Source organism: Aquisphaera insulae (assembly GCF_011064615.1).
GTDB lineage: Bacteria > Planctomycetota > Planctomycetia > Isosphaerales > Isosphaeraceae > Aquisphaera > Aquisphaera insulae.
Genome location: NZ_JAALJH010000074.1, coordinates 1 through 24,955, shown reverse-complemented (window position 1 = coordinate 24,955; position 24,955 = coordinate 1). Strand labels below are relative to the sequence as shown.

18 protein-coding genes and 3 tRNA genes are annotated in these 24,955 nt (G+C 68.6%); 12 read left to right on the top strand and 9 right to left on the bottom strand.

Translation table 11 applies throughout. The features are described from left to right. Positions 1-8: 8 nt before the first annotated feature. Positions 9-3,947 (bottom strand): serine/threonine-protein kinase, encoded by a 3,939-nt coding sequence (locus G6O54_RS27950; protein ID WP_165230878.1) that lies wholly within the window; start codon positions 3,945-3,947, stop codon positions 9-11. Positions 3,948-4,205: 258 nt separating this feature from the next. Further along, complete coding sequence (locus G6O54_RS27945) at positions 4,206-5,006, bottom strand: 3-ketoacyl-ACP reductase (protein ID WP_165230875.1); 801 nt, start codon at positions 5,004-5,006, stop codon at positions 4,206-4,208. A 102-nt stretch (positions 5,007-5,108) separates the two neighbouring features. Between G6O54_RS27945 and G6O54_RS27940 the strand changes: the two genes are divergently transcribed. From G6O54_RS27940 to csrA, 4 genes are all read left to right on the top strand, one after another. Then, positions 5,109-5,182, top strand: a tRNA-Arg gene (locus G6O54_RS27940). Positions 5,183-5,235: 53 nt separating this feature from the next. After that, positions 5,236-5,309: transfer RNA gene (locus tag G6O54_RS27935), tRNA-Arg, on the top strand. A gap of 254 nt (positions 5,310-5,563) precedes the next feature. Next, positions 5,564-6,274, top strand: coding sequence for an RNA polymerase sigma factor (locus G6O54_RS27930; protein WP_165230872.1), 711 nt, complete (start codon positions 5,564-5,566; stop codon positions 6,272-6,274). 227 nt (positions 6,275-6,501) lie between these two features. After that, the gene (csrA, locus tag G6O54_RS27925) at positions 6,502-6,711 is read left to right on the top strand and encodes a carbon storage regulator CsrA (RefSeq protein ID WP_165230869.1); all 210 of its coding nucleotides are present in this window, start codon (positions 6,502-6,504) and stop codon (positions 6,709-6,711) included. Positions 6,712-6,799: 88 nt separating this feature from the next. Here csrA and G6O54_RS27920 read toward each other — a convergent pair whose 3' ends face one another. Beyond that, entirely contained in the window at positions 6,800-7,360 is a 561-nt protein-coding gene (locus G6O54_RS27920) for a DJ-1/PfpI family protein (protein ID WP_165230866.1), read from the bottom strand. A gap of 205 nt (positions 7,361-7,565) precedes the next feature. Between G6O54_RS27920 and G6O54_RS27915 the strand changes: the two genes are divergently transcribed. Further along, positions 7,566-7,640, top strand: a tRNA-Glu gene (locus G6O54_RS27915). A gap of 56 nt (positions 7,641-7,696) precedes the next feature. Here G6O54_RS27915 and G6O54_RS27910 read toward each other — a convergent pair. Then, positions 7,697-8,647 carry a histone deacetylase family protein gene (locus G6O54_RS27910; protein ID WP_165230863.1) on the bottom strand — a complete coding sequence of 317 codons (951 nt, stop codon included), beginning with the start codon at positions 8,645-8,647 and terminating at the stop codon, positions 7,697-7,699. Positions 8,648-8,883: 236 nt separating this feature from the next. Here G6O54_RS27910 and G6O54_RS27905 point away from each other — a divergent pair, with 236 nt between their 5' ends. Then, positions 8,884-10,617: an ArnT family glycosyltransferase gene (locus tag G6O54_RS27905; RefSeq protein ID WP_165230860.1), complete on the top strand. Its 1,734-nt coding sequence runs from the start codon at positions 8,884-8,886 to the stop codon at positions 10,615-10,617. Further along, the gene (locus G6O54_RS27900) at positions 10,614-11,975 is read left to right on the top strand and encodes a nicotinate phosphoribosyltransferase (RefSeq protein ID WP_250847128.1); all 1,362 of its coding nucleotides are present in this window, start codon (positions 10,614-10,616) and stop codon (positions 11,973-11,975) included. The genes G6O54_RS27905 and G6O54_RS27900 overlap by 4 nt, the downstream gene beginning before the upstream one ends. A 26-nt stretch (positions 11,976-12,001) precedes the next feature. Here the strand turns inward: G6O54_RS27900 and G6O54_RS27895 are convergent, their stop codons facing one another. The 5 genes from G6O54_RS27895 to G6O54_RS27875 all read right to left on the bottom strand — a co-directional run bounded on the left by G6O54_RS27895 (position 12,002) and on the right by G6O54_RS27875 (position 17,415). Beyond that, complete coding sequence (locus G6O54_RS27895; RefSeq protein ID WP_165230857.1) at positions 12,002-12,865, bottom strand: hypothetical protein; 864 nt, start codon at positions 12,863-12,865, stop codon at positions 12,002-12,004. Positions 12,866-12,958: 93 nt separating this feature from the next. Then, a complete protein-coding gene (locus tag G6O54_RS27890; protein WP_165230854.1) occupies positions 12,959-13,816 on the bottom strand; it encodes a ParA family protein in 858 nt (285 codons plus the stop codon). A 224-nt stretch (positions 13,817-14,040) separates the two neighbouring features. Continuing rightward, complete coding sequence (locus G6O54_RS27885) at positions 14,041-14,478, bottom strand: cytidine deaminase (RefSeq protein ID WP_205679066.1); 438 nt, start codon at positions 14,476-14,478, stop codon at positions 14,041-14,043. After that, complete coding sequence (locus G6O54_RS27880) at positions 14,475-16,262, bottom strand: NADPH-dependent assimilatory sulfite reductase hemoprotein subunit (protein ID WP_165230851.1); 1,788 nt, start codon at positions 16,260-16,262, stop codon at positions 14,475-14,477. Before G6O54_RS27880 ends, G6O54_RS27885 begins: the two co-directional genes overlap by 4 nt. 22 nt (positions 16,263-16,284) lie before the next feature. Beyond that, positions 16,285-17,415 (bottom strand): LolA family protein, encoded by a 1,131-nt coding sequence (locus tag G6O54_RS27875; RefSeq protein ID WP_165230848.1) that lies wholly within the window; start codon positions 17,413-17,415, stop codon positions 16,285-16,287. Between the two features lie 369 nt (positions 17,416-17,784). Between G6O54_RS27875 and G6O54_RS27870 the strand changes: the two genes are divergently transcribed. The 5 genes from G6O54_RS27870 to G6O54_RS27850 all read left to right on the top strand — a co-directional run bounded on the left by G6O54_RS27870 (position 17,785) and on the right by G6O54_RS27850 (position 24,538). Then, entirely contained in the window at positions 17,785-18,807 is a 1,023-nt protein-coding gene (locus G6O54_RS27870) for a hypothetical protein (protein WP_165230845.1), read from the top strand. A 234-nt stretch (positions 18,808-19,041) separates the two neighbouring features. Beyond that, positions 19,042-20,895: a DUF11 domain-containing protein gene (locus G6O54_RS27865; protein ID WP_165230842.1), complete on the top strand. Its 1,854-nt coding sequence runs from the start codon at positions 19,042-19,044 to the stop codon at positions 20,893-20,895. 1,198 nt (positions 20,896-22,093) lie between these two features. Further along, complete coding sequence (locus G6O54_RS27860) at positions 22,094-22,261, top strand: hypothetical protein (RefSeq protein WP_165230839.1); 168 nt, start codon at positions 22,094-22,096, stop codon at positions 22,259-22,261. Between the two features lie 865 nt (positions 22,262-23,126). Further along, positions 23,127-23,729 carry a class I SAM-dependent methyltransferase gene (locus G6O54_RS27855; RefSeq protein WP_165230836.1) on the top strand — a complete coding sequence of 201 codons (603 nt, stop codon included), beginning with the start codon at positions 23,127-23,129 and terminating at the stop codon, positions 23,727-23,729. 71 nt (positions 23,730-23,800) lie between these two features. Continuing rightward, on the top strand, positions 23,801-24,538 hold the full coding sequence (locus tag G6O54_RS27850) for a DUF6928 family protein (protein WP_439650283.1): 738 nt from the start codon (positions 23,801-23,803) through the stop codon (positions 24,536-24,538). Positions 24,539-24,955 lie beyond the last annotated feature (417 nt).

Genomic DNA, 24,955 nt, shown 5'->3' with positions numbered 1-24,955 from the left:
CCGGGCCGTCAGTAACGCCGGGCCGTCCCGGCGGGCCTGGCATGGATCCCCTGGCGGCCGAGATCGGCCCCGAAGTCGAAGTGGAGCCGGTCGGGGTGGTAGCTGGCGTCCAGGATCAGGCCGGCGGGGTCGACTCGCCCCGGCTTGAGGCGCTCGAGGAGCCGCGAGCTCGGCCGGTTCGATCCGGCCCTGGGGCCCGTCACCTGCGCGATGTGGTTGCCGCCCCAGAGCGAGACCCACTGGAATCCGACGTCCCGGATCCCGAGCGACGGCGTCTCCGTGCCGGCCGCGGTGAAGCAGTCCACGTCGAGGGCGTCGCCGCGGGCCTGCCAGAAGAGGGCCCCGCCGGCCATGGCGACCTCGTCCGCCCGGAGCAGGGATGTGTCCGACACGCGACGGTCGTAGCTCCCCAGGAAGGCGTTGAAATGGGACGTGATGAGCCATGGGCGATCCGGCCCGGGGTTGCTCCCCGGCCAGGCACCGAGTCGGACGATGTTCGACTCGGAGCTGATCGTGCAGCGATCCAGGACGAGGTCGGCCGCGAATCGGTCGCGGGCGACTCGCGACGGGTTGAGCTCGATCGCGTCGGTGGCCGCCGCGATGGCCGTCCCCGCGATGGCGACCTGTCCGCGGCCCAGCTCCAGCCGGATCGCCGAGGAGCCGCTGATCAGCGTGCTGTCGGCGATGACGCAGGTGGGGCGGTCGGGTTCCTGGACGAAGAGGCCGGTTGCGGAGGGGCCGACCCCGGGTCGCGTCGTCGCCGCTCGGAAGGTGACGAGCCGGCGCACCCCGGCGTCCGCCCTCGGCGGCGTCACGACCTGGCAGCGATGGAGGATCAGGTGCCCGTCCTCGACGTGGATGATCGACTCGAGCGACGCCGCCGGCTCGGTCTGGAAGCGGAGCTGGCTGAGGACGAGTGCCCCGCCTTTGAGCTCGATGAGTGCCTTGCCGTGGGTCGCGGGGTCGGGCTGCCAGGCGAGCCAGGGGGCGTCGGGGCTGGCCGGCGCGTCGACCCTGATCTCGAGCCGGACGCCGTCGGGAAGGACCACGGGCGAGCAACGGACAAGGCCCGATCCGGTGACCCGGACCCGTGCCCGCTTCCGCTCCGGACCGATCGACTCCCGGAGGAACAGGCCGAGGTCCCCGTGCCAGCGGGGGTCGGCCGCGTCGAGGTGCAGGTCGTCCCCGTCGCCGGCCGGGGCCCCGATGCCCGCCAGATCCTGGACCGCATCGGGCTGGCGCTGAAGGAGTGGAAGCTTGCCGGAGCTTCCCTGCCGGGGCGCCCCGCCGGGCGGGATGGCGACCTCGCGGGCCACCACGGCCGGCATCGGGATCAGCGGCTCGGCGAACGTGGAGAGCGTCTTGGCCTCCAGGTAGGGGCGGGCGATCGCCGGACCGTCGAGCAGGGTTTCGAAGCCCGGGACGAACGGGCTCAGGTTCGACGGGACGGCCGACGTCGGCGACTCCAGATCCGGCCACGCGGCGAGGATCTCACGGCTCTCGCGACCGGCCCCGTTCCACGTGGAACGAACTCCCTCGAGGCCGTTCACGATCACCGTGGCCTCGGCGCCCTGGGCGAAGAAGCCCTTCCAGCCGACGTACAGGTTGCGATCGCCCGTCCAGGCGACGGCCTGGGTCGCACCCATCGGGCTCCCGGCGGCGATCACGCTGGCGATCCCGGCCCCCTGGAATCGCCCGAACACCGTCCGGTAGGCCCGGATCGACAGGGGCCGTCCGCCGCCCGCGGGCAGCTCCCCCTCGATCGCGGCGGAAGGTCCGCGGCTTCCCAGGACGCTCGCCACGATCGAGACGCGATGGCCCGCGGAGCGGTCGAGATCGCGGATCAACGGCCCCTGGGCGCCGATCAGCATCGAGTCCCGGACAGCGACGTCGATCGAGCCCTTGCCGAGCGTGAAGGCGGATGTATAAGGGCCCCGAAACAGGGAGCCCTCGATCCGGATCCGAGTCCCCTTCGACGGGTCGCCATCCGCCGCGAAGAGCGTGAATGGGACGTTCCTGGGGTTGAACAGCGTGATCGTGCAATTGCGGATGGTCAGGCTGGCATCGGTGCAGCGGAAGAGGGCGACCTGCGGCGGTGGCGCGTCCCGCAGGTTGACCACGATGTCCAGCGAGTCGAGGACCAATCCCCGGGACTCGATGGAGAGGAGTGCCGGGAGCTGACGGGCGGCCGGCAGCACGGACTGCTCCACGCGGACTACCGGCCGGTATCCCGGCCGGGCCCGGAGCATCCGATGCTCACTCGACGACAGGGGGGCGACGAGCAGGAATGGGCCCTCGTCGGCGATCTCGGTCGTCCCCCGGGTCTTCTCGAGTCCCGCACGAAGCGTGGCGACGACGGACGGATCCCGAGAGCCGGGCACGCGGCGGACGACGGTGACCGGGCCTTCGAGCCGGCTGGGGACCGGCGAGAGCGCCCACTCGGGGAGATAGGCGCGCAGGATCTCGTCGGGGATCGGTTCCCGCCTCGGGCTGACCTCGACGTCCTCCGGCTCCGCCCAGGCGTCGCGGGTGACCGACGGACGGACGGGCGCGCGCACGTCCGCGCGCGGTGCCGGCGCCGGGGGGCGTGCCGCCACCGACTCGGGGCCGGGCAGGGGATGGTTCGGGAGCGGCGGCGCCGCCAGTGCCGCGTCTTCATCCGGGTTGAATCGACGATCGGCGCTCGGGATGCTTTCCGGCGCGACGCGGACCAGTCGATCGATGAGGATCACGGCGAGGATGAAGGCCACCCCGATCGACGTGAAGAGTGCGATCCAGGCCCCGAGGGCGAGGGGGCGCCGCTCCTCGCCGGGGAGCGGCGCCGGCTCGATCGGGGCGGGCAATCGCGGCAGCGGTGCGGGGAGGGCCGCCACGCCGGCGCCGCCACCGCCGAGGGGGAGCCCTCGGATCGGCCGGACGAGACTCGCGATCTCGTCGTCGGGCAGGCTCGCGAGCGAGATCTCGGGGAGCGAGGAGGGGGGCCGATCCGCCTCTCCGAGCGCGACGACGGGTATCCGCGGACGTCCGTCCCCGTTCGAGGCTACCGCGTCCTCGCCGATGGGGACCAGCGAGACGTCCGGGCCTCCGTCCTCGGCCGGCAGCGGAAGGCCGTCGAGCGCCTCGATCAGGTCCTCGAACGTGGCGAAGCGATCCTCGGGACGCTTGGCCATCAGCTTCTGGATCAATCTCGAGAACTCGACCGGCACGTCGGGGCGCAGGTCCCGGACGTCCGGCGGCGCGGACCGGGCGTGACGCGTGAGCTTGTCGGTGATGTCGCCCCCCGGGAACGGGGGGATCCCCGCGAGCAGGTAGTAGCAGGTGCAGCCCAGCGAATACATGTCGCTCCGCTCGCTGGCGGCGCGGCTGTCTCGCGCCTGCTCCGGGGCCATGTAGTCGACGGTCCCGACGGTCGTGCCCTCGCGGGTCACCCGCTCGTCTTCCTTGTCGGCCTGGAGCGCGAGCCCCAGGTCCGTGATCTTGATCTCGCCGGACTCGCTGCGGAGGATGTTCGAGGGCTTGATGTCGCGATGGATGAGACCCCGGACCGCGGCGAATTGCAGGCCCTCCGCCACGACGCGGAGGGTCCTCACGGCCTCCCGCACGGCGAGCGGCCCGTGGACCTGGACGAAGGCGTGCAGGTCGGACCCGTCGATGTATTCGAGGACGATGTAGTTCCTGCCTCGATCCAACCCTCGGTCGTAGATCGAGACGATGGCGGGATGCTCAAGACGCTCTGCGCTGCGGGCCTCTCGGAGGAACCGCTGGAGGGCGATCGAGTTCCGGGCCAGGTCCGGAGGCAGGACCTTCAGGGCCACGACGTGCCCCGTGTCCTCGTGCACCGCGCGATACACCGAGCTCATCCCGCCCGAGCCCAGCGGATGGAGGACGCGATAGCTCCCGTACTGGTGACGCGTCAGCTCGGAACTGGGAGGATCGCTTTCGGGCATCGCATCGCGCGTCCATCAATGATGCCAGGCGTGTTGTCGACGGCATCGGGGAAGAGCCGCGTTGAGGCGGACCATCTGCAATAATTGTACGCGGCGAATCCAGTTTCGGGCCAATCTCCGAGGGGAGGAGCGGCCGGCCGGCCCGAAGCTCGCGGGAAACCCCGATCTTTTACTTCGGACGAGAGGGGATGTGACGCCCGGCGGGTGGCAGGCCGTTCTCCCACGACGCCGGCGCGGGGGCTGCGTCGGTGAAGGGCCTCAGAGCGTTCGGAGGTGAAGTCCTCCGTCGACATGAATGACCTCGCCCGTGGAGAAGGGGAGGGAGTCGGATGCGATGGCGGCGACGGCCCGGCCCACGTCCCTGGGGGTCCCCCATCGGCGGATCGGCGAGAGGCCGGCGGCGATCCGTTCGGAGTACTGCTCATGAACCGCGCGGGTCATGTCGGTGTCGATGATCCCGGGCCGGACCTCGTAGACGCGGATGCCCCGGGGAGCCAGGGCGACGGCGAAGAGCTGGGCGACCATGCTCAGGCCGGCCTTGGCGACGCAGTATTCCGCCCGATTGATACTGGCATGGGTGCTCGAGATGGACGTGATGAAGACGATCTGCGGCTCGCGGACCAGGCCCTGCTCCTGGAGCCGGATCAGCGCCCCGGACACGGACTGGGTGAGGAAGAAGGGACCTCGGAGATTGGTCCCCACGACGTGGTCCCAGCTCTCGGGAGTCACCTCGAGCAGGTCCCTTCGGACCCGGGGGGCGACGCCGGCGTTGTTCACCCACAGGTCGATCCGCCCGAGCTGCCCGATCGTCTCGTCGATCAGGCGCCGCCCCTGGACGAGGTCCGAGACGTCCGCCCGGATCGGGATGGCCGTCGGCGAGCCGAGCGATTCGGCCTGCCGGCAGCACGCCGCCGCCGACTCGAGATCGTCCCGATAGTTCACGACCAGCGAGAAGCGGGCGGCGGCAAGCTCCTCGACGATCCCACGACCGATCCCGCGTCCTCCACCCGTGACCACGGCCACCCGGGACCTGTCATCTCGCGGAGCCGCCGTCGACATCAGCAGGTCTCCCTCTCGCTTGGACTTCGATCGATCCGCTCCGGCCGACGCTCGGTTGACAGCATACCGGCGGTTGGAGGAGAATCGCAAAGCGTCCCCCCCGCGCTCGTAGCTCAGGCGGATAGAGCGGCGGTTTCCTAAACCGCAGGCCGCAGGTTCGAGTCCTGCCGAGCGCATCCCGGTATCAGGATCGACGAGAACTCGCCTCGTCGTGGACGCGACCGGTGTAGCGCCCGTAGCTCAGCCGGATAGAGCAACGGTTTTCTAAACCGTCGGTCGCAGGTTCGAGTCCTGCCGGGCGTATTCGATGAGGTCCACCTCGAGGGAGGGCAGCCCGCGGCGTGCCGGCCGCGTATCCGGCGCGACTTCGGACTTCGCTCGTGGTGGCCTTGCCACTCCTTTCCTGGACTCTATTGAGTCGGCCGCGCTCTATGATGATAGGATGAAGCAGTCACCCGCGGAGGTTTCACGTGGAACCGCTGCGCCGACCCTCGAACGCAACGGCCCCGCGTTCTTGCGACATCCGGAAGTCCTCGACCTTTCCGTGGATGGGTGCGATGAGCGAAGAGCGACTGACCCAGATTCCGACCAACTGGACGACCATCAGCAGCGCTCACGCTCCCGGTCCCGAGAGTCAGAAGGCGATGAACGAGCTGGTCGGCCGTTACCACGATGCGGTGACGCGCTACATCCACCTCAAGGTCCGCGACGATCATCTCGCCGACGAGGTCTTGCAGGAGTTCTGGACGAAGCTCCTCACCGGGAAGCTCGCCGGCGCGGATCGCACCAAGGGGCGGTTTCGCGACTACCTTCGCACGGTCCTCCACCGGCTGATCATCGATCACTTTCGCAACCGGAAGCTCCAGCCGCTGCCCCCCGGCGAGCTCCTCGATACGTCCCAGCCGGATGAGGACTTCGATCGGGTCTGGCGAGACGCCGTCCTCAGCCGTGTCTGGTCGCGGCTCGAGACGTTCCAGGCGTCCACCCCCAAGAACCGCTACGCGAGCGTCCTCCAGATCCGCCGCGATTACCCGACGGCCTCGATCGATGAGATCGCGGACCACCTCGCCAGGGTGACCGGCGTTGTGATGACCCCGGAGGCCTTCCGCAAGAACCTCCAGCGTGCCCGCGCCAAGTTCGTCGAGCTCCTGATCCAGGAGCTCAAGGACACGATCCACTCCAGCAGCAACGAAGATGTCGAGGCGGAGATCTTCGACCTCGGCCTCGGTTATCTCTATCACCGCTACACGCCGCCACGCGATCGGTAGGAAGTCTCCGGGCCCGGCGGGGTGCGGAATCCAGCGACTTTGCGAAGTCGGTGTGAAAAAAATGCGCGGAGGCTTGACCGACCCATTCCGTCCTATACAGTTACGAATAAGGGCAAGGTGCGCGGACTGGATGGTCCGGGACGCCCTCGGGCCCTTGCGGAAGCCCGCGAAGCTCCAGGTTGTACAACGGACGAACTGAGCTTGTTGATCACCAGAGAGGAGCGGTGATGCTGGTTCTCTCCCGCAAGAAAAATGAGTGCATAGTCATCAACGACAACATCACGGTGACGGTGATCGAGATTCGGGGCGACAAGGTCCGGCTGGGTATCGAGGCGCCGAAGGACGTTGCCGTTCACCGTCGTGAGGTCTACGAGGCCATTCAGAATCAGGCTCGATCACTCGATACCGCAAGGCCGATCTCCACGCCTGAGCTCTGAGTTCCAACGACTCGATGCCTTCCTGAAATCGACCGGGCTGTCCCGGTCCTGACCCCGGTTGCGCGCTGCGTATGCCAGGGCGGAGCCTTCATCGCGAGTCGATCGCGCGGAGGATCTTCACGAATTCTCGCATCCAGGGCCCATTGTCGGGCCAACCGCGGACGGTGACGAGCGGACCGTCAACCACGACATCCCGATTCACGAACTCGGCCCCGGCCGCCCGCAGGTCCGGCTCGAGCTCCGGGTAGCTCGTCATCCGTCGTCCCTTGACCGACCCCGCGGTCAGGAGGAGCAGGGGACCGTGGCAGTTCGCGGCGATCGGCTTCCCGGTGTCGAGGAAGTGGCGGACGATCGCCACGGCCCCGGGCCGATTCCTCAGGTATTCGGGCGCACGGCCGCCGGGCAGGACGAGCGCCTGGTAGTCGTCGGGCTTCACGTCGTTGACGCCGACATCGGCCTGGACCAGATACCCGGGCCTCTCCACGTAGGTGTCGTACCCGGGTTCGAAGTCATGGACGACCGACAGGAACGTCCGCTTCTCCAGGGAGGCGATGTCGACCTTCCAGCCTTCTTCCTCGAGGCGGTACTTGGCGTAATAGATCTCCTGCGCCTCGCCGGCATCGCCCGTCAGGAGGAGGATCTTCAGCATGGCCTCACCTCGAATGCGTCCGCTGGGCACTGGGAGCCAATCCGCGATACGATAGCGAGCCTTCAGGTGGCTTGCAACGGCCTCCTGAAATCCGCGGCGATCGGCCACCGTGCCATCGCGGGCTTTCCTTCGAGCATGGGGCAGGGGCGTCCGTCTTGACCCATCTCGCGTGTGGCGATTAAAGTGGCCCTTGCAAGGGACGGTTGGCCCCGTCGTCTAGCCTGGTCCAGGACACATGCCTTTCACGCATGCAACACGGGTTCGAATCCCGTCGGGGTCACTTTCGGGCCGCATTTCCAATCCCGGGGCCCGTCCGTCCTGATCCTCCCAGCGCGATCACGGATGTCCCGGTTCCGCCCCCAGTGCCTTGAGGTGGGTCTCCACGCAACCCGCCAGGATCGGCACGTTGTAGCCGCCCTCGAGGACGCTGACGATCCGCCCCTGGGCGTGGGCCTCGGCCACCTCGACCAGGTCCTCGGTCATGATCTCGAAGTCCTCGAAGTCCAGGCCGAGGTCGCCGACGGGATCCTCGGCGTGGGCGTCGAACCCGGCGCTGATGAGCACGAGCTCCGGACGGATCCGATCCGCCAGGTCGTGGAGCGCGGCGCGGTAGGCGGACAGGTAATCGCGGCGAGACGTACCGTAGGTGATCGGCACGTTGACCGTGTGGCCCAGGCCCGGTCCGGTCCCCGTCTCCGAGCGAGTGCCGGTGCCGGGGTAGAAGGGGAATCGGTGAATCGAGAGGAAGGCGACGCGCTCCGACGCGTAGAAGACGTCCTGGGTCCCGTTGCCGTGATGGACGTCGAAGTCGACGATCAGCACCCTGCGGATGTCGAACGTCGTGGTGGCTTCCATGGCGGCCAGGGCGACGTTGGAGAAGATGCAGAAGCCCATGCCGCCGTCGGGCAGGGCGTGGTGCCCGGGCGGGCGGACGAGGCAGAGGGCCCGGCGATCCGGGTCCTTCATGACGTGGCCGACGGCCTCGATCGCCGCCCCGGCCGCGAGCCTGGCTGCGAGAGGCGTGCCCGCATAGAGCCACGTATCCGGATCGAGCGAGCCCCCGCCGCGAGATTCCAGGGCATCCACCTCGCGAAGATAGGCCGCGCCGTGGACGCGAAGGAGCTCATCCACCGTGGCCTCCCGGACGGTCCCCGAAGGGCAAGTCTCCGTGAATCCCTTCCGCTCGAGGTGCCGGAGGATCGCCTGGAGTCGTTCCGGCCGTTCCGGATGGTGCGACGGGACCCGGTGGTTGATCATCCTGCGATCGGTGTACAACGTGACGGCCATTGTCACCTCGATTCGCGACTCGGCGGGAGCCGATCAGGGGAATGGGTCCGGGTTTCGCTCCGACCTCGTCGGACTGGCTCTGGATCGCGGACGAGGTGCGTCTCTCACTCTAGCAGAGTCCGCCAGGCGCGACACGTCCAGGCGGGCGGTTTCACGTGGAACGGCACGTCGATTCGGCGGCGACTCTCGCACGCGTCCCTTTGCCCCCGTCACGCCGTCTCATAGAATCGATCGCCATGCGCCCAAGAGACCTAGACGCAGCGACGGCGATCGGCAACCGGCGAGAGGCCCTGGTCATCGCGGGAGCAACGCTCCTGGGCATGCTGCTGCGGCTCTACAATCTGCCGCGGCTGGGGCTCGTCCACTTCGACGAGGGGATCTACGCAATCGCCGGCCTCTGGCCGTTCCGACCGGCTGGACTGGCCGGGATCGACCTCTCGGTCATCCCGTATGCCCCGATCGGCTTCCCATTCCTGGTGGGCGCTAGCAACCTGGCCCTGGGCCCCAGCGACGTCTCGGCGATCCTGGTCTCGATTGCGGCGGGGACGCTCACGATCCCGGCGGCGGCCTGGCTCGCCCGCCGGACGTATGGCCTCGGGGCAGGGGGGGCGACCGCCTGGATCGTGGCCCTCTCCTGCTTCCACATCGCTTTCTCCCGGATGGCGTTGACGGATGCGTCCTTCCTGCTCGCGTGGGTCGTGGGCCTGGGCCTTGCCGGCCGGTTCCTGGACGATCCCGGGATCATCAGCGCGATCGGGCTCGGGGTGGCGGTCGGGGTCGCGCAGCTCATCAAGTACAACGGCTGGCTGCTGGGAGCGGCCGTGATCGCGGTGGCGATCGGCGAGCTGGTCGACCCTCGATCGAGGTCGAATCGCCTTCGAGCGGGGCGGCTCTGGGGTTATGGAGTTGCGGCCGCGGTCGTGGCGGCCCTGATCTACGCGCCCTGGTTCCGGTTCGTTGCCGCGCATGGCGGCTACGGGGCGCTCCTGGCCCATCATCGGTCATACATAGGTGGGCCGGGCACGTGGCTGGACCATCTCGGGATCCAGTTCGAGCAGGCCGACGCCCTCTCCGGCGGCCGGGGCTGGCAGCTCGCGGGCTGCCTTGCGGCGGTGGCTTCGGCCTGTTTCGTCTCGCCGCCGTCATCCCGCGCGGAGGCCCGAAAAGCACTCGGGATCGGCCTGCTTGTTCCTCCGGCCGTCCTCTTGCCTCGTTTCCTGTGGGCGGCGTCCGCGGTCTCGCTCCCGGCCGCATGGGGCGGCCGGCCGTCGTCACGCCTTCTTGGAGTCGCCTGGCTGATCCTGTCGCTCCTGACGCCGTTCTATCATCCGTATGCGAGGCTCTGGCTGCCGTTGCAGCTCCTGATCTGGGTGCAGGTCTCGGGCCTGATGGCGGCGGTCCTTTCGCGATCCAGGTCGCACGCGCCCGAGCTTGCCGCCAGCCTGTCGCGATACTCGCGGGGGATGCGACTTGATGTCGCATTGCACTGGCTGCTGCTGACGGTCCTGCTGGCCCCGTGTCTGGTCCGTGGTCCGATCACGGCAGCGAGGTCGGCCGGCCCGGGCCCATGGGAGTCCACGGACTCCTTGAAGCGAGCGGTCCGGAAATCGCTGGAAGTCATCCCCTCGGGCGTGCCCGGCCTCCGCGTCCTCGCCCGGCCCGCGATCATCTACTATCTGGCCGGCAAGGTGCCCGTCCGGGTTGAGCCGGGCCTGGCCGGATTGCTCGAGGCCGATCGGACGGGGGAGTGGGCGCTGGTGGACGCGGCGCAGTTGGACCAGGAAGGGGACCGCAAGAAGGCGGCGGCATCGCTCCTCGAGCGATGGGAGCTCGTCCGCGAATTCCCGAGCTCCCTCAGCCTCCCGGCCCTGCTGGACCGTGATCCGCTCGCGTCCCGACGGGAGTCAATCGAGTCGATGATCTCCGTGCCGCTCCGGCTGCTCCGCCCTCGAAGTCCAGGATCCTCATGATGGAACCGATTCCGCCGGTCTCGCTCTGGCCCGATCCCCATGCGTTGGGGCCGGTCACCGATCTCTATCAGCTCACCATGATGGCGGGCTACCGGGCGCTCGGGATGGCGGACGTCCGGGCGAGCTTCGAGGTCTTCGTCCGGCGGCTGCCCCCGGGGCGCTCGTATCTCGTCTTCGCCGGGCTGGAGCAGGCGGTCGGGGATCTCCTCAACCTGCGCTTCTCGCCCGATCAGGTGGACGGGCTCCGCGCCTTCCCGGCCTTCGCGGGGGTCTCCCCGGAGTTCTTCGAGCATCTCGCCTCGCTTCGATTCGAGGGCGACGTCTGGTCGGTGCGCGAGGGGACGGTGGTCTTCCCCGGCGAGACCCTGCTGCGCGTCTCGGCGCCGCTGGCCCAGGCACAATGGGTGGAGACGTTCCTGCTGGCGTCACTCTCGTACACGACCCTGGTCGCCTCCAAGGCCGCTCGCATCGTCACGGCCGCCCGCGGGCGGACGCTCCTGGAGTTCGGCGCCCGCCGCGGCCACGGGCCGCAGACCGGCTTCCTCGCGGCCCGTGCGGCCTACCTGGCCGGATTCCACGGCACGAGCCACGTGGAGGCGGCCAGGCGGCTCAAGATCCCGGCCTCCGGGACCATGGCGCATTCGTGGGTCCAGTCTTTCCCGACCGAGGAAGCGGCCTTCGAAGCCTATGCTCGCGTCTTCCCGGAGTCGACCACGCTCCTCATCGACACGTACGACACGCTCGCGGCCGCCCGGAAAGCCGCGCTCATCGAGCCTCGCATCAGGGCCGTCCGACTGGACAGCGGCGATCTGGACGCCCTCTCTCGCGGGGTCCGCGCGATCCTCGACGAATCCGGCCGCCCCGACATCCGGATCGTCGCGTCGGGGGATCTCGACGAGTACCAGATCGAGCGCCTGATCGCCTCCGGGGCGCCGATCGACGCCTTCGGAGTGGGGACCGAGCTGATCACCTCGCGCGACGCCCCTGCGCTTTCGATGGTCTACAAGCTCGTGGAGTCGGACGGCCAGGGACGGATCAAGCTGAGCGCGGGGAAGAAGACCTATCCCATGGCCAAGCAGGTCTTTCGCCGCCGCGATCGGGACGGCCGATTCGCGGGAGACCTCGTCGCCCGGGCTGACGAATTGCAGGAAGGGGAGCGGCTCCTCTCTCCCGTCGTCCTCGGCGGCCGTCTCGTCGCTCCGCTCCCCAGGATGGAAGCGATCCGCACGCACTGCGCGGACCAGCTCGCGAGCTTGCCGCCTGGGCTGACACAGCTTGATGGCCCCGCCGATTACCCTGTCACGTACAGCGACCTACTGGAAGAAGACGCCCGCCGATTGATGGAGCAGGGGGGGTGAGGTGGCCGCGGACGCACCGTGAACGATCAGGCGTGTCCGCCCTGCTTGCGGAGGAATGCGCGGAATTGCTCCAGGGTAGGGCAGGAGACCGCCATATCCAGGAATCGATCCAGGAGGCTCCCATCTCGGGTTGCGTTGAGCTTGGATTGGATGGCACGAGGACACGACCCGAACCGGGAGTTCAAGATCCTGGTGATGTACTGAACACGAGCCTCGTGAGCGGCCTTGCTCGCGGCTTCCTCGGTCCATTCCTTCTTCAGCTTCTGGAGCACCGGCGACTCGATCATGGCTTTTCTCCCGCCGAGAAGATGAATCAGGCTCTCATCATCATAGCGTAGCCCGGCGAGGACCTGCGAGACGGCGAACAGGTTTGCTCGTTCCGCGTCGTCGGCTTCGCGGTCGATCCGGTCGCGGCAGATGCGGAAGAGGGGCTCTGGCGGGCCGTCGAACTGACTGAGCGGGACCCAGGGGAGAAGTCCCACGTCGCCGGCTTCAAGCAGGCTCGACGCCGGGACGTTCCACAGCTCGATGATCCGCCACGTGACCTGGAACCGGGTCCAGCCGGCCGGGCTCCGCAAGTCGGCGGCGTCGGCGGCGGCGAGGGAGCCCCTCGGGCGGAGCACCAGGACGAGGACCTCGGGCAGGCTGCCCCGGTCGAGGTAGACGAGGGCGGCGTCGCGGACGGCCTGCTCGCAGATCCTCCGCTCGGGATAGGTGGCGAGCTCGAGGATGAAGAGCAGGGATCGGGGCGGCCCTCGAGCCAGGCCTCGATCAGGCCGTCGGGATAGCGCCTGGGCTGGACGAGCTCGGCCTGGAGCGGACGCCAGCGTGCGATGCCTCTCAGGCCGGCGATTCGGAGGATCGAATCGCCGTGATGCTGGATCAGCCACTTGCTGCTCTTGTCATACTCTTGCATCGGGCCGCCTCGGCTGCGAGGGGCTTCTCGACGGGAGCCGCGTCGATCCCGTCGTCACGGGGTTAGCTCAGGCGGCGGTGGCATCGGCCCCCGATGAGCCGGCCCGGTCCTTCTCGTCGTCCACCCAGATGGCGGCCGGGGCGCGGCCCTGGATCTCGGCGGCCAGCGAGGCGTAATCCTCGGCTCCCCGGCTGCTCGGGGCATACTGGAAGATCGACTGGCCGAAGCTCGGGCACTCGGCCAGGCGGATGTTCCGCCGGATCCGGGTGTGGAAGAGCTTGGCATTCGCCCACGGGGCCGCGTTGGAGCGGCGGTTCACGAAGAAGCTCTCCAGGTCCTCGATGATCTCGCCGCCATGCCGCGTCCCCGCGTCGTAGAGGCAGAGGATGATGCCGCCGACCTTCAGGTCGCGATTCACTCGCTTGGAGACCAGGTGCACGGTCTCCAGGAGTTTCGAGAGACCGTGCAGGGCCAGGAAGTGGGCCTGGAGCGGGATGAACACCTCGGTCGCCGCGCAGAGGGCGTTGAGCGTCAGGACGCTCAGCGACGGCGGGCAATCCATCAGGACGTACTCGAACTGATCGACGTCGGCCTCCAGCAGGTCGCGGAGGATGACCTCGCGGCCGACGGTGCCCAGCAGCTCGAGCTCGGCGCCGGCCAGGTCGATGTGGCTGCCGCAGACGTAGAGATTCGGAGCGACCTGGCGGCGGACGCTCGCCAGGCTCTTCGACTGGGTCAGGACCTCGTAGAGCGACGGGCCGGACCGCCCCGGCAGGAGTCCGAGGTGGAGCGTGGCATGGGCCTGGGGATCCAGGTCGATGACCAGGGTCTTGCGGCCTTCCATCGCCAGCGCCGCGGCCAGGTTGACCGTCGTGGTCGTCTTGCCGACTCCGCCCTTCTGATTCAGCACCGCGATCCGCCGCATGGTTGGTTCCCTCCGTGGAAGTCCGCGACCGGGGCCCGGGACGCGACGAGCCGTCAAGGCCCGTCGTCCGGCGCTGTCGAGGCGATCCCCGCCCTTCCTGGCGCAGGATCGCGACGGAGACTCCCCGGGATGATGTGATCTATATCGGATCTCGCGGCGCGGGATCCGCGGAAAACCGTCTCCGAAGGCGCGGGATTTCGCCCGGCCCGGCGCCGCGACCCGGATCAGGGCTGCTCCCCGGTCGATTTCGCGGCGGCGAGGTTGTGCGGGCCGAAGGCGAAGGGGAGCAGTTGGTCCAGGGTCGTCTCGATCGCGTCCGGACCGTCGCACTCGCAGAAGACCTGGGCGTTCGGGCCGAACTCGTTGAGGACCTGGCGGCAGGCCCCGCACGGGGCCGTGGGGGTATCGGTGGGGGTGTACACGAGCACGGCGCGGACCTTGAGGGGGCCCTCGGCCTGGCAGGCCGCGTGGAAGACCGCGTTCCGCTCCGCGCAGATGGTCAGGCCGTAGGACGCGTTCTCCACGTTGCAGCCGGCGTGGATGACTCCCCGGTCCGTCAGGATCGCCGCGCCGACCCGAAACTTGCTATACGGCGCATACGCCCGGGCCGCGGCCTGACGGGCGGCCAGGCGCATCGCCGCGCGGTCGGCGTTGGCGATCATGGAGCGTCGGCCTCCTCCTTCGCGTCCTCGCCGCCCAGGGCCTTCGTCCCGAGCCGACCGCAGTAGTCGCCGAAGCTCTCCCCGGGCTGCCTCTCGGCCTTGAACCGAGTGAAGACCTCGACCAGCTCTGGCACGAGGCGGTCGTAGGGGACGTAGTCCTTGAACGGGACGTTGAGCCGATCGCCGATCGTCCGCCCCCCCAGGAAGACCGTGTACTTGCCGGGGCCCGGCCGGCCGTCCGGGCCGACCTGGGCGGATCGACCGACCAGGCCGATGTCCGCGTTATACGGCCGGGCACAGCCGTTCGGGCAGCCGGTCATTCGAACCGTCAGACGCTCGCCCCCGAGCCCCAGGCGGTCGAGCTCGCGCTCCAGGCCGTCCAGGACCGAGGGGAGGGCCCGCTCGGACTCGGTGACGGCCAGGCCGCAGGTCGGCAGGGCGACGCAGGCCATGGCCCAGCGACGGACCGTCGAGATCCGATCCACGGAGGCGATGCCGTACTCCTCGAGCCAGCGCTCGATCTCGGGCCTCCAGGCCGGCTCGATATCGGCCAGCAGGATCGATTGCTGACAGGTCAGCCGCGCCGGGGTGCCGTACTTCTCGAAGAACGCCTTCAGGCCGCTGAACAGTCGAAGCTTGCCCTCATCCTTGATCCGGCCGTTCTCGACCGGGATGCCGAGGTAGAGCTTCCCGTCTCCCTGCTCGCGCCAGCCCAGGTGATCGTCGACGTCCGTCACGGTGACGGGCTTCGGGTCGTCGAGCCGGCGGCCCAGGTATTCCTCGACCTTCGCCCGGAAGGCCGGCAATCCCCAGTCGTGGATCACGTATTTCAGCCGGGCCCGCTTGCGATCCGACCGGTTCCCGAAATCGCGAAAGACCTTGAGCACGGCCTCGCCGATCTCCAGGACTCCCTCCCTCGGGACGTAGCAGAGCGGGACGGCGAGCATCGGGAACGTCTTCTGGGCGCTCGGCGTGGTTCCCAGTCCCCCTCCGACCGTGACGTTGTAGCCGACGATCCGGCCCCCCTCCACGATCGCCAGATAGCCCAGGTCGTTGGCGAGGAGGTCGGTGCAGTTGTCCTCGGGGAACGCGAAGGCGGTCTTGAACTTCCTCGGCAGGTAAGCCTTGCCCAGGATCGGCTCCACCGGGTCGTCGCCCGCGGTGGGGACGAGCGACGGGCCCGCGGGGGGCAGGGTCTCGATCTTCTCGCCGTCGAGCCAGATGTCCCAGTAGGTGGAGCTCCGGGGGGCGGCATGCGAGGCCCATCGGTGGGCATCGTCCTGGAGCTGATCGCGGAGCTGATCCTTCACCGGCGCCGGGCAGCAGAGGACGTTCCGCTCGACGTCGCCGCAGGCGGCCAGGGTCGAGAGCAGGACCTCGTTGATCGTGCGGATCGTGGACGGGAGATCCTGCTTGAGCACGCCGTGGAGCTGGAGCTCCTGGCGGGTGGTGATCCGAAGGTTCCCGGCCCCGACCGTGGAGGCCAGCTCGTGGCAGGCGAGATACTGGCCGGCGGTCATCACGCCGCCGACGACCCGCACCCGGACCATGAACTGGAAGGCCTTCTCCTTCTTCTCCCTGGCGAGCTGCTTGCGGAGGTCGCGGTCGTCCTGCTGATACGAGCCGTGGAACTTGAGGATCAATCCGGCATCTTCGGAGAGATGGCTGGAACCGTTGTGGATCTCGTCGGCCACGAACGACCTGAGATAGTCGCTGGCGACCTTCAGAGCTTCCGCCTTGCTCGGCTTGGGAGGGCCGCCGGGCGCGGGGGAGTCCGTGCTCATCGTCCTGAACCTGCTTTCGTGACTAGCGGGGGGTCGGCTCCGAGGGAGGCGTGGGAATCTCGAGAGACTGGTTGAGCACCGGACCGTCCTGCTGGACCGCCTGGGCTCGCTTCACCATCGCCTGGGCCTGGATCGTGCGGTCGAGCACGTTGAGGATGGTGTCGGTATCGTCCTCGACGCTGGCGTTGGGCGGGGCCTGCCAGGCGAACATGCTGGCGGGGATCGAGGCATCGAGCTTGACGTCCGAGTAGACCAGGTCCATCTTGCTGGGCTCGATGTTCTCGGTCAGGTTCTTCGGCAAGGGGCGGCCGTCGGGACCGAAACGCGGCCGCTGGAGGAGCGTCGGCACGGTGCCAACCAGGTTGATCTTGTAGGGCCAGCCGTCGTCCTTGCCCAGGTAAAGGATGGCCTGGCTGGGGATGATGGGGGGCAGGGGGCCGGTCGCGGGGATGGGCCGAGAGTCCGGGCCGGTGAGCCCGGCGCGACTCCGCCACGTCCCCCGGAGGATGTACACGGGCCTGCCGTCGAGCGTCCCTTCTTCCTTCTGACTGAACTTGACCGCCTTCCGCAGCCCCAGCAGCAGGGTCTCGGGGCCGGCGAAGCCGAGCTGGGTCATGACCTGATCGCGGGTCTTCGCGTCCATGTCCGGGGAGTTCAGCCGCTCGAGGATCGGCTTGATGCTCCGCTTGCGGTACAACTGGGCGTCGAGGATCTGCTGATACTCCCAGAGGGTCTCCCCGTCGCAGACCTGGAGCTGGGTGCCGGTCGAGTCGGCCAGGCCGTCGATGGTGAGCCGGAGGTAGATGCGCGAGGAGGGCGCCTTGCGATACTCTCCCTTGACGGCGAACTTCTGCTTGAGCATGTCGACGTTCTGGACCATCGTCGCCGTCACCGACTTGATCCCCGCCAGCCGCTTGATGGCGGAGTCGATGACGCGCTCGGCGTCCGTCGGCGGCTCCGACGCCGGCTCGGCGGGCTTGCCGGGGATGGCAGCCGTGGCCGCGGGTGGGGCCGCGCCGGGTGGGGCCGCGGGCGTTGGCCCCGCGGGCAGCGGAGCCTGGGCCCGGACGGCCGTCCATTGCGTCGAGAGGCCGAAGAGGAGACCCGCGGAGATCGCCGCCGCGACGCGGAATCCGGTCCGTTTATGCTGCATGGTTTGGATATACGGCAATTTCTCAAGGAAGTAGGGAGAATGCCCGATCATAATCGCCAGGCGTCGAAAGACGCAAGTCCGGCAGGCGGTCCCCAGGCGGTGCCTCTCCGAGGCCGCTCGCGGCCCGAAAAACCATGCGGAGCATGGCGGACCGGGTTGCGGACCGTGCCCCGGTCCCGGATGACGGATCCCGACTCGATCGGGCGGCTCCGGGCCCGTGGCGGCCCGACCGCGGGCGGGTCCTCGACTCGACCGTTGCCGAGTCGGTCGCTGTGAATGTCAGGAAGACACGCGTTCTCCCCGATCGGCGGATCGGATGCGATCGGCCCCGGGCCGGCCGGCTTCGGTCGAGGGAGTGGGAGGATTTCCATGCAAACGATCGGAGTGCTGCTGCTGGCGGCAGCCACCGCTGGCGACGGATTCGGATATACCAAGCCGGGCGTCGGTCTCAAGAAGTGGCTGCGCCCCCACGTCGTCCAGGGGGATCACGCCGGCCCGCCGGGCCCCCCGCCGTTCACCGCCGCGACCATGGGCGGGGGCGGACCGGGCGGCGCGGACATGGGCGCCAACGGGCGGCGGTTCGTCAACACCCGCAGCCAGGTCTACTTCATCGACCCCGACGGGATGAACATCGGCTGGCAGAACGGCACCGGCCCCGGCGGCGAGCGGACCTACATGGGTAGCCAGCTCGTCGTCCCGGCCCGCTACAACTTCAACCAGGGCTACATCTACCGCCTCAAGCTCTCGAACATCCCGGGACGCCAGGGGGTGACCCTCTATCCCACGGTCGAGGTCGCGCCGACCACGCCGCTGACCGACGCCTACCTCGCCCACAACGCCATCCCGGTGCAGTTCACGCCCGAGGACTTCGACCAGGTCGTCGACGGCGGGAACTTCGTCACCAAGGTCATCTACCTGCCCGATCCCAAGTATCAGGAGCTGGCCGTCTCGAGCGCGGAGACCCTGGTCTCCACCCGGCTGGAGCCGGGCGTCGACCCGATCCTCGAGGCCGACAAGCGCGGGACCATCCTCCTGATCGTCCGGCTCGGTGCGATCGACCTGGAGATGCCCACGGCCGCGGCCGGGGTCGTCAACGGTCCGGTCTCGGGCGTGCCGGTCTCCGGCCCCGTCGTCGGCGAGCCGGCTCCCGGACCGGTCACCGCGCCGGTCACCGAGGTGCCCCCGGGCAGCCTGCCTCCGGGCGTCTCGCCGACCCCGCCGGCCGCCGTCGAGTCGGTCCCGGTGGACCACGCCACCCCGGCGGCTCCGGCCCCGGGCGTGACCCCTCCGACCGCGCCCGCCCCCGGCCTGGCCCCGCCGGCCGCCCCGGCGACCCCCGCCCCGCCGGCCGTCGGAGTGCCCAGCCCCGCCCCGGCGCTGGCGCCCAAGTGATGTACGGTGATCCCCGCGGCTGATCGCCGCGGCACCAGGCGATCGGATGCCGGAGCAGCTTGCTCCGGCATCCCGGCAACCCGACGGGACCGCGTCCGTGACGTGTTCCGCCGGGTTTCTTCGCGGACCCTCACTCGCCGCGGGCCGTCTCGCGCCCGCGTCCCCTTCGCGACGATCCCCCCGGCCGAGCATGGATGCGCGGCCTCCCCCCGTTCGAGAGCAGGACCAGTGACGATGAGCCGACACGGTCGATATCGCGGCGCCGAGGCGGGACGACGCATCGCCCCGGCCGCCTTCCTGGGTCTCTCCCTCGTCGCCGCCCTCTGCCCGAACCGGGCCGCGGCCCAGGATCCCGCCGTCACGCCCCCCACGCCCACGCCACCGCAGGCCCCGGTCGTGACCTCGGCACCGGCCGCCCCGAACATCACGCCCGGCGTGCCGCTCGCGCCGGCACCGGCGGCCGCGACGAATCCTCCGGGCACCGCGCTCGTCACCCCCGAAGGCCACGGCCCCGAGGAGGCATCCCAGGCCCTCAGCCCGACGACCCAGGTCGTCCGCTTCGACGGTCCCGCCGGGCTCGCCGTCGAGGTGCTCGCGCCGACGGCCACGCCGGTCCCCATCGGCGACGGCGCGGGGATCGCGACCGTCGGCCTCGAGCGAGGGACCGGCTACCGCCTCCGCATCTCCAACATCACCGAGCGGCCCGGGGCGGAGCTCTTCCCGGTCATCGAGGTCGTCGGGCACCTGCATCGTCCCCGCGAGATCGACCCGGCCAGGTACCCGATCCGCGTCGTCTTCACGGATGAAGAGCTCTGGGGGGTCATCGACGGCGGCCGGCTCCTGACCAAGGTGATCTACCTGGAAGAGCCGGAACAGGCCATCCCGATCAAGCTCCCGAAGGACCGGATCCCGGTCGTCACGCTCAATCCCACCGAGAACCCGATCAAGGTCGCCCAGGCCCTCGGCCGCGTCATGGCGATCGTCCGGATCGGCGGCCGGAGGCCCTCGGTCGAGGAGATCCAGGCCGGCGCGACCGGCGACGCGGGGCTCGATGCCATCGCCGCGGTCGGGTCGACCCGCTGCCCGTTCTCGTCCCCGGCAGGCGATCCCTGCCAGTTGCCCTGCGGCCCGGTCTGCGGCACGCCGCCGCCCCCCGGCCGCCCGTGGCTTCCCCGCGATGAATACCTCTGCGACGGCGGCGACGGCGGTGCCCCGGCGGGCGTGGGCGGCGACGGCAACCTCCAGGGGATCGATCCCCGCGACGCCGTCATGAAGTTCGACATCGGGCTCGGCGATCGCTCCAAGCACCGCGTCCTCCCCACCAATCGCGTCTGCGTCTACGCCCCGCGATTCGCGGAGATCCAGGTGGCCACCGGCGCCAACCAGGCCATCGAGATCCACAGCGCCAACGTCAACCGCAAGGTCGAGAAGTTCGAGCAGGCCGACAGCCGATCGCACGCCAACCGCCTGGTCCAGAAGCAGGCCGCGGAGCTCGCCCGCGAACGCCGCCGGGCCCAGGACCTGGAGGCGAAGAATCACGTCGGCGAGAGCTCCGAGATGCGTGCCCTCGACGGCTACCTGAACGTCCAGCATGCCACGGTCGGCTCCCAGAACCAGCCCGCCTCGCAGGCCCTGGCAAGGGTCCAGCCCGCAATGATGAAGGAGCGGCTCAGGCTCGACGGCATCAAGACCGCGGAGTCGGCCGTGATGAAGGGCCTGGTCGTCGGCGCCATGCAGGACGTCATGACCTGGCAGGCCCATTCCATGACCGGCATCGAGACGCCACCGCCCCGCCCCGGCATGGCCATCATCAAGCGCGTCAGCGCCACCGAGGCCGAGCCCGGCGACACCATCACCTTCACCATCACCTATCGGAACATGGGCAACACGCCCATCCGATCGGCCTCGATCGTCGACAGCCTCCTCCCGCGTCTCGAGTACGTGAAGGGGACCGCCCGCGGGCCGAAGGGGACGAGCTTCTCCTCGGGCGACAACAAGGTCGGCTCGACCGAGCTCAAGTGGGATCTCCCCGGCGTGATCGCCCCCGGGGCCTCCGGCGAGGTCTCGTTCCAGGCCGTCGTTCGCTAGCCCGACCCAGGCCGCCGCTTTGGGACGGCCGCCCAGCAAGAACCGCTCCGCCACACCGGCCGCCGATACTGGCCGGTCCTCCTCATCCCCTCCCCGGCGGTCCGGCAAGACTCTCTCCCTCTCCCGCTCGGCGGGAGAGGGTTGGGGTGAGGGGCCTCGATCGCCCTGGCCTTCTCGGAAGATCCTCGGCTCCGGACACAACGCCGGCGAGCCGCCCTCGCCCTCGAATTGGCTCCGTTCGTCGCATGGCGTATCCCGAATGCGTGTCGGATCTCCTTCGCGACAAGCATCTTTCGCCGAATCAGCCGGGAGGTTCACCGTCGTGTTTTCCCCATTTTCGGTGGCGACGATCGACGACTCCGGCTCAAGCGGTCGCCGGACGGAGCCGGCTCCAACCGAAGCGGCCTCCTTCCCCTTGCGGAGCCGGCAGAGCTCGTCGAGGACCTCCATCAACTCCCGGCTCATCGCCGCGATTTCCCGCCGCGGCCCCTCGAGCTCGGCTTCGGCGAGGAACGCCGCGGCCTCGTCACCACCGGATTCTTCCGCACGACCGTCCAGGGCCTCGATCCGCCCGAGCTCGTCATCGATGACCCGCAGCAGGAACGTCCGGGCCGCATCCACCGACTTCGGCGGCGGCCCCAGCTCGCGCCAGGAGAGCGACTCGATCAGGAAGTCCGGGCATCCTGTCAAGGGGCTTCTGCGAGGGGCTTCGGAAAGGGGCGAGGGGCGAGGGGCGAGGGACGAGGAGGAAGGGGGGAATGGCTGACATCGGCCCGTGCCGTCAATCACCGCGCTTCCGTCCCGAGCCTGGCAACCGATGATCTCTCCCCGTCCCTCCGTCTGCTCCTCCTCGCCCCTCGCCCCTCGCCCTTCGCCCCTTCTCGCATTCGCACGCGCGGCGGCGAAGTACGCCTCGCAGCCCGCCATGCCATTGGGATCGAGTGCATTGCAGGCCCGGAAGACGGCATTGATCAGCGGGTCGATCGTCACATCCCAGGAGTCACCGCCGAGGAATCGCACGAACTGATGCCGCTCGGGGAGTCCGATCTCGCCCCCCAGCCGGATCCAGTCGCGGAGCGTCCGCCAGTGGCCGCGGAGCGTCAGCCGGCCCGCCTCGGTCGTCTGAAGCTCGGCGATGATCGCCCCGGCCCGCTCCCGGGGATCGTCCACCCAGCCGGTCCACGCCAGGAGCTTTTTGGTGAGGACCTCGACCCGATCGCGATTGGCTTCGATCGTCGCGGGCGTCGGCTTCCTCGGCTCCTTCGCTTTCGCCGTAACTTTCGCCAGGAAGGCGGATTCCGCCTTCTCGGCCTGCTCGATCTTCCAGGAGAGCTCGGCGGCTTTTGCCAGCAGCGATCGCTCGTGATCGCTGGTGCCGAGGCCGGCGTCCCTGAGGTAGTCCGCCGTCCTCCGCTCCATGCCCCGGGGATCGGCGCCCCGGCCCTTCGGCCGCGCCGCCACCGCATTCCGACTCTTCCTCGAAGCCCGGACCCTGGTCTTCATCGCCGGCCGCCTTCGCGTTGGGTGCACTGAGTGGAGCGCGCAGCATCGCGCGATCGCCTATTCAGTACAGTCCAGAAAATGCACCGGCCAGTTTCACCAAAATCGGAAATCGTGGAAGGATGGGGCACCGACCCGAGACGGCTAGCTCGAGGGTCCGACGAGCCTGGCAGTTGGCACGGAGCTGCGGGCGGGTGGCCGTGTTGGTGGGAGGTTTGGTGGCCAGGCACTCAAAGGAGGAAGTCTGAAGGATTTTGGGAGGGGATTGATGACCCGGAGGACATTGGGGACGTTGGTGGCCAGGCACCCAGAGGTGGATGAGGAATCGTCGAGCCGTTCAGACTGTGCCTTCCCCCGCTCCCCTGTCTTCTCTATCTTGGATGCGTGGCCAAGATGCGCGTACTCGTGGCCATGATGCGCGTACTCACGGGTCATCCACTTCGGTCGGGATCAGGAACAGAAGTACGTCCTGGCGAGGAGTTGGGCACACTTCCTGAAGGACGTGGCTGACGAGTTGGAGGCCGGGAACTTCGTACTCACGGATGACGAGGGCAGCAAGACGTTTGGCCTGAAGGCGCGCCATCGGGGCGAGCTTTGGCTCAACCTCAAGGATTGGTCGGAGGCCAAGCTGAACCCGGACTTCGGGCGTCCTGGGTGAGGCGAGCGACGATGGCCGGTTTCACAGTGGCTCATGCAAGCTCGTCAGCGCTCCCTTCGTGTGCGAGAAGAGAATGGCATCCCCCGCAGACGAAAATATAGCGCTCTATCAGCGCCATGCGAAGGAGTGGGACCAGGGTCGGGGGCGGGATCTGCGTGAGAAAACGTGGCTCGATCGGTTCCTGGGCCTGCTCCCGCCGAACGCTTCCGTCCTCGACATCGGATGCGGCGGCGGTGAGCCGATCGACCGATACTTCATCGAGGCGGGCCACGGCGTGACCGGCATCGACTCGTCGCCTGCCCTGATCGGCATCTGCCGGGAACGGTTTCCCGACCATGCCTGGGTCGTGTCGGACATGCGGACCCTGGCCCTGGACCGCGAGTTCGACGGCCTGCTGGCCTGGGACAGCTTCTTCCACCTCGGCCCCGAAGACCAGCGTGGGATGTTCGAGGTCTTCCGCAGCCATGCCGCCCCGAAGGCAGCCCTGATGTTCACCAGCGGCCCCGCCCACGGTGAGTCGATCGGGATGTTCATGGGCGAGCCGCTCTACCACGGGAGCCTGGGCGAAGCGGACTATCGACTTCTGCTGAACCGAAGCGGATTCGACGTGATATCCCACGTCATCGAAGACCCGGCGTGCGGGCACCGCACGGTTTGGCTCGCTCGGTCCAGCTAGGATGACCGGGATGGCCCGCAACATGGGCGGTCTTGGACCAACTTCACGACTTGGGGACGTGGCCCACCTCAATGGGCAGAGGCTCCGGTTGTAAGCCAACTGAAGGAGCCAGGGACGGGGGAGTTTCACACATGGGTTGGAAGGCGTCTTGCATCTTGGTCAGCGAGCGGAGCCCTCGCCATCTCAGCGCCATGCCGACGCACGACCCGGAGCGGGCACGGCGGCTGATCTCCGTCCTGGGCCTCGGGCCATGCCGCAGCCGGGAGATGACGACCCTCGACGTGGGCGTCTACCCCGACGCCCTGGTCATCGGTGCGTACGAGGGCGCTGCGATCATCGGTCACCCCGACATCGTGAACGCCTGCCTGGAACCCAGGGCCGACCCGATGACGGCACGGATCTTGGCTGCATTCCCACAAGCGGCGGTGTTGCGGGTTGGTCTGCATAGCGTCGTCAACCTCTGGGGCTACGCCTACTTCGAGCGGGGGAATCTGGTCCGAGCCTTCGGGGGCACTGCCGACGACGGGGTGGTGCTGGATGAAGGCGACCTGTTGGACGAGGAGAGGCCCCACTTCGAGAGGTCGGTCGTCCGTGACGGACGGCGGTTCTTCTTTGCCGACATCGACGGGCAGATGGAGGAGTTCGACACCTCGGCGTTCGGTGAAGAACTGACCTTCGAGATCATGGGGCGGTGGCTGGGTTGCAGACCTGACCGGACGAGCGATGAGATCGACCCGATCGAGTTGCCGATGGAGTCGTTCGAGAGGATAACAGTCAAGCGTTGGTGGTGGCCCTTTACAACGGGCTGAGGACGAAGGAAGCGAGGCCGGTACAGCACGCCGAGTACCCCGAGCGTGCGGGATGCTGGCAGCCGAAGCCGGTCACTGTCACCTACCGATTGAGGATGCCGAGGACGAGTCGATGACCCAGGATTACGACGTCGCCCAACTGCCGTAACCATCGACCACCCGCGACAGAAAAGCCACCATCATTCCAGGACACCGGTCGCAGACCAGGATGACCCCGTCAGGCCCCTCCCGCAGACCAGAATGCCCCCTTCAGGCCCCTCCCAGGTTGCGGTGCTCTTCCCGAATGCACGATTGTTCAGATAGCCCTATCGATGGATGCTCGGTTCCGCTTCTTCGGATTCGTGTAAACAAACAACGTCGAGGTATCCCACTGCTGCCCTCGGTCTTTGGGATATCGTAGGTTCATCCGGCGGAAGA

Bases quoted from the DNA above. Each gene is read 5' to 3' on its own strand.
- G6O54_RS27950 (WP_165230878.1), bottom strand. From the start codon at position 3,947: ATGCCCGAAAGCGATCCTCCCAGTTCCGAGCTGACGCGTCACCAGTAC.
- G6O54_RS27945 (WP_165230875.1), bottom strand. From the start codon at position 5,006: ATGTCGACGGCGGCTCCGCGAGATGACAGGTCCCGGGTGGCCGTGGTC.
- G6O54_RS27930 (WP_165230872.1), top strand. From the start codon at position 5,564: ATGAGCGAAGAGCGACTGACCCAGATTCCGACCAACTGGACGACCATC.
- csrA (WP_165230869.1), top strand. From the start codon at position 6,502: ATGCTGGTTCTCTCCCGCAAGAAAAATGAGTGCATAGTCATCAACGAC.
- G6O54_RS27920 (WP_165230866.1), bottom strand. From the start codon at position 7,360: ATGCTGAAGATCCTCCTCCTGACGGGCGATGCCGGCGAGGCGCAGGAG.
- G6O54_RS27910 (WP_165230863.1), bottom strand. From the start codon at position 8,647: ATGGCCGTCACGTTGTACACCGATCGCAGGATGATCAACCACCGGGTC.
- G6O54_RS27905 (WP_165230860.1), top strand. From the start codon at position 8,884: ATGCGCCCAAGAGACCTAGACGCAGCGACGGCGATCGGCAACCGGCGA.
- G6O54_RS27900 (WP_250847128.1), top strand. From the start codon at position 10,614: ATGATGGAACCGATTCCGCCGGTCTCGCTCTGGCCCGATCCCCATGCG.
- G6O54_RS27890 (WP_165230854.1), bottom strand. From the start codon at position 13,816: ATGCGGCGGATCGCGGTGCTGAATCAGAAGGGCGGAGTCGGCAAGACG.
- G6O54_RS27885 (WP_205679066.1), bottom strand. From the start codon at position 14,478: ATGATCGCCAACGCCGACCGCGCGGCGATGCGCCTGGCCGCCCGTCAG.
- G6O54_RS27880 (WP_165230851.1), bottom strand. From the start codon at position 16,262: ATGAGCACGGACTCCCCCGCGCCCGGCGGCCCTCCCAAGCCGAGCAAG.
- G6O54_RS27875 (WP_165230848.1), bottom strand. From the start codon at position 17,415: ATGCAGCATAAACGGACCGGATTCCGCGTCGCGGCGGCGATCTCCGCG.
- G6O54_RS27870 (WP_165230845.1), top strand. From the start codon at position 17,785: ATGCAAACGATCGGAGTGCTGCTGCTGGCGGCAGCCACCGCTGGCGAC.
- G6O54_RS27865 (WP_165230842.1), top strand. From the start codon at position 19,042: ATGAGCCGACACGGTCGATATCGCGGCGCCGAGGCGGGACGACGCATC.
- G6O54_RS27855 (WP_165230836.1), top strand. From the start codon at position 23,127: ATGGCATCCCCCGCAGACGAAAATATAGCGCTCTATCAGCGCCATGCG.
- G6O54_RS27850 (WP_439650283.1), top strand. From the start codon at position 23,801: ATGGGCAGAGGCTCCGGTTGTAAGCCAACTGAAGGAGCCAGGGACGGG.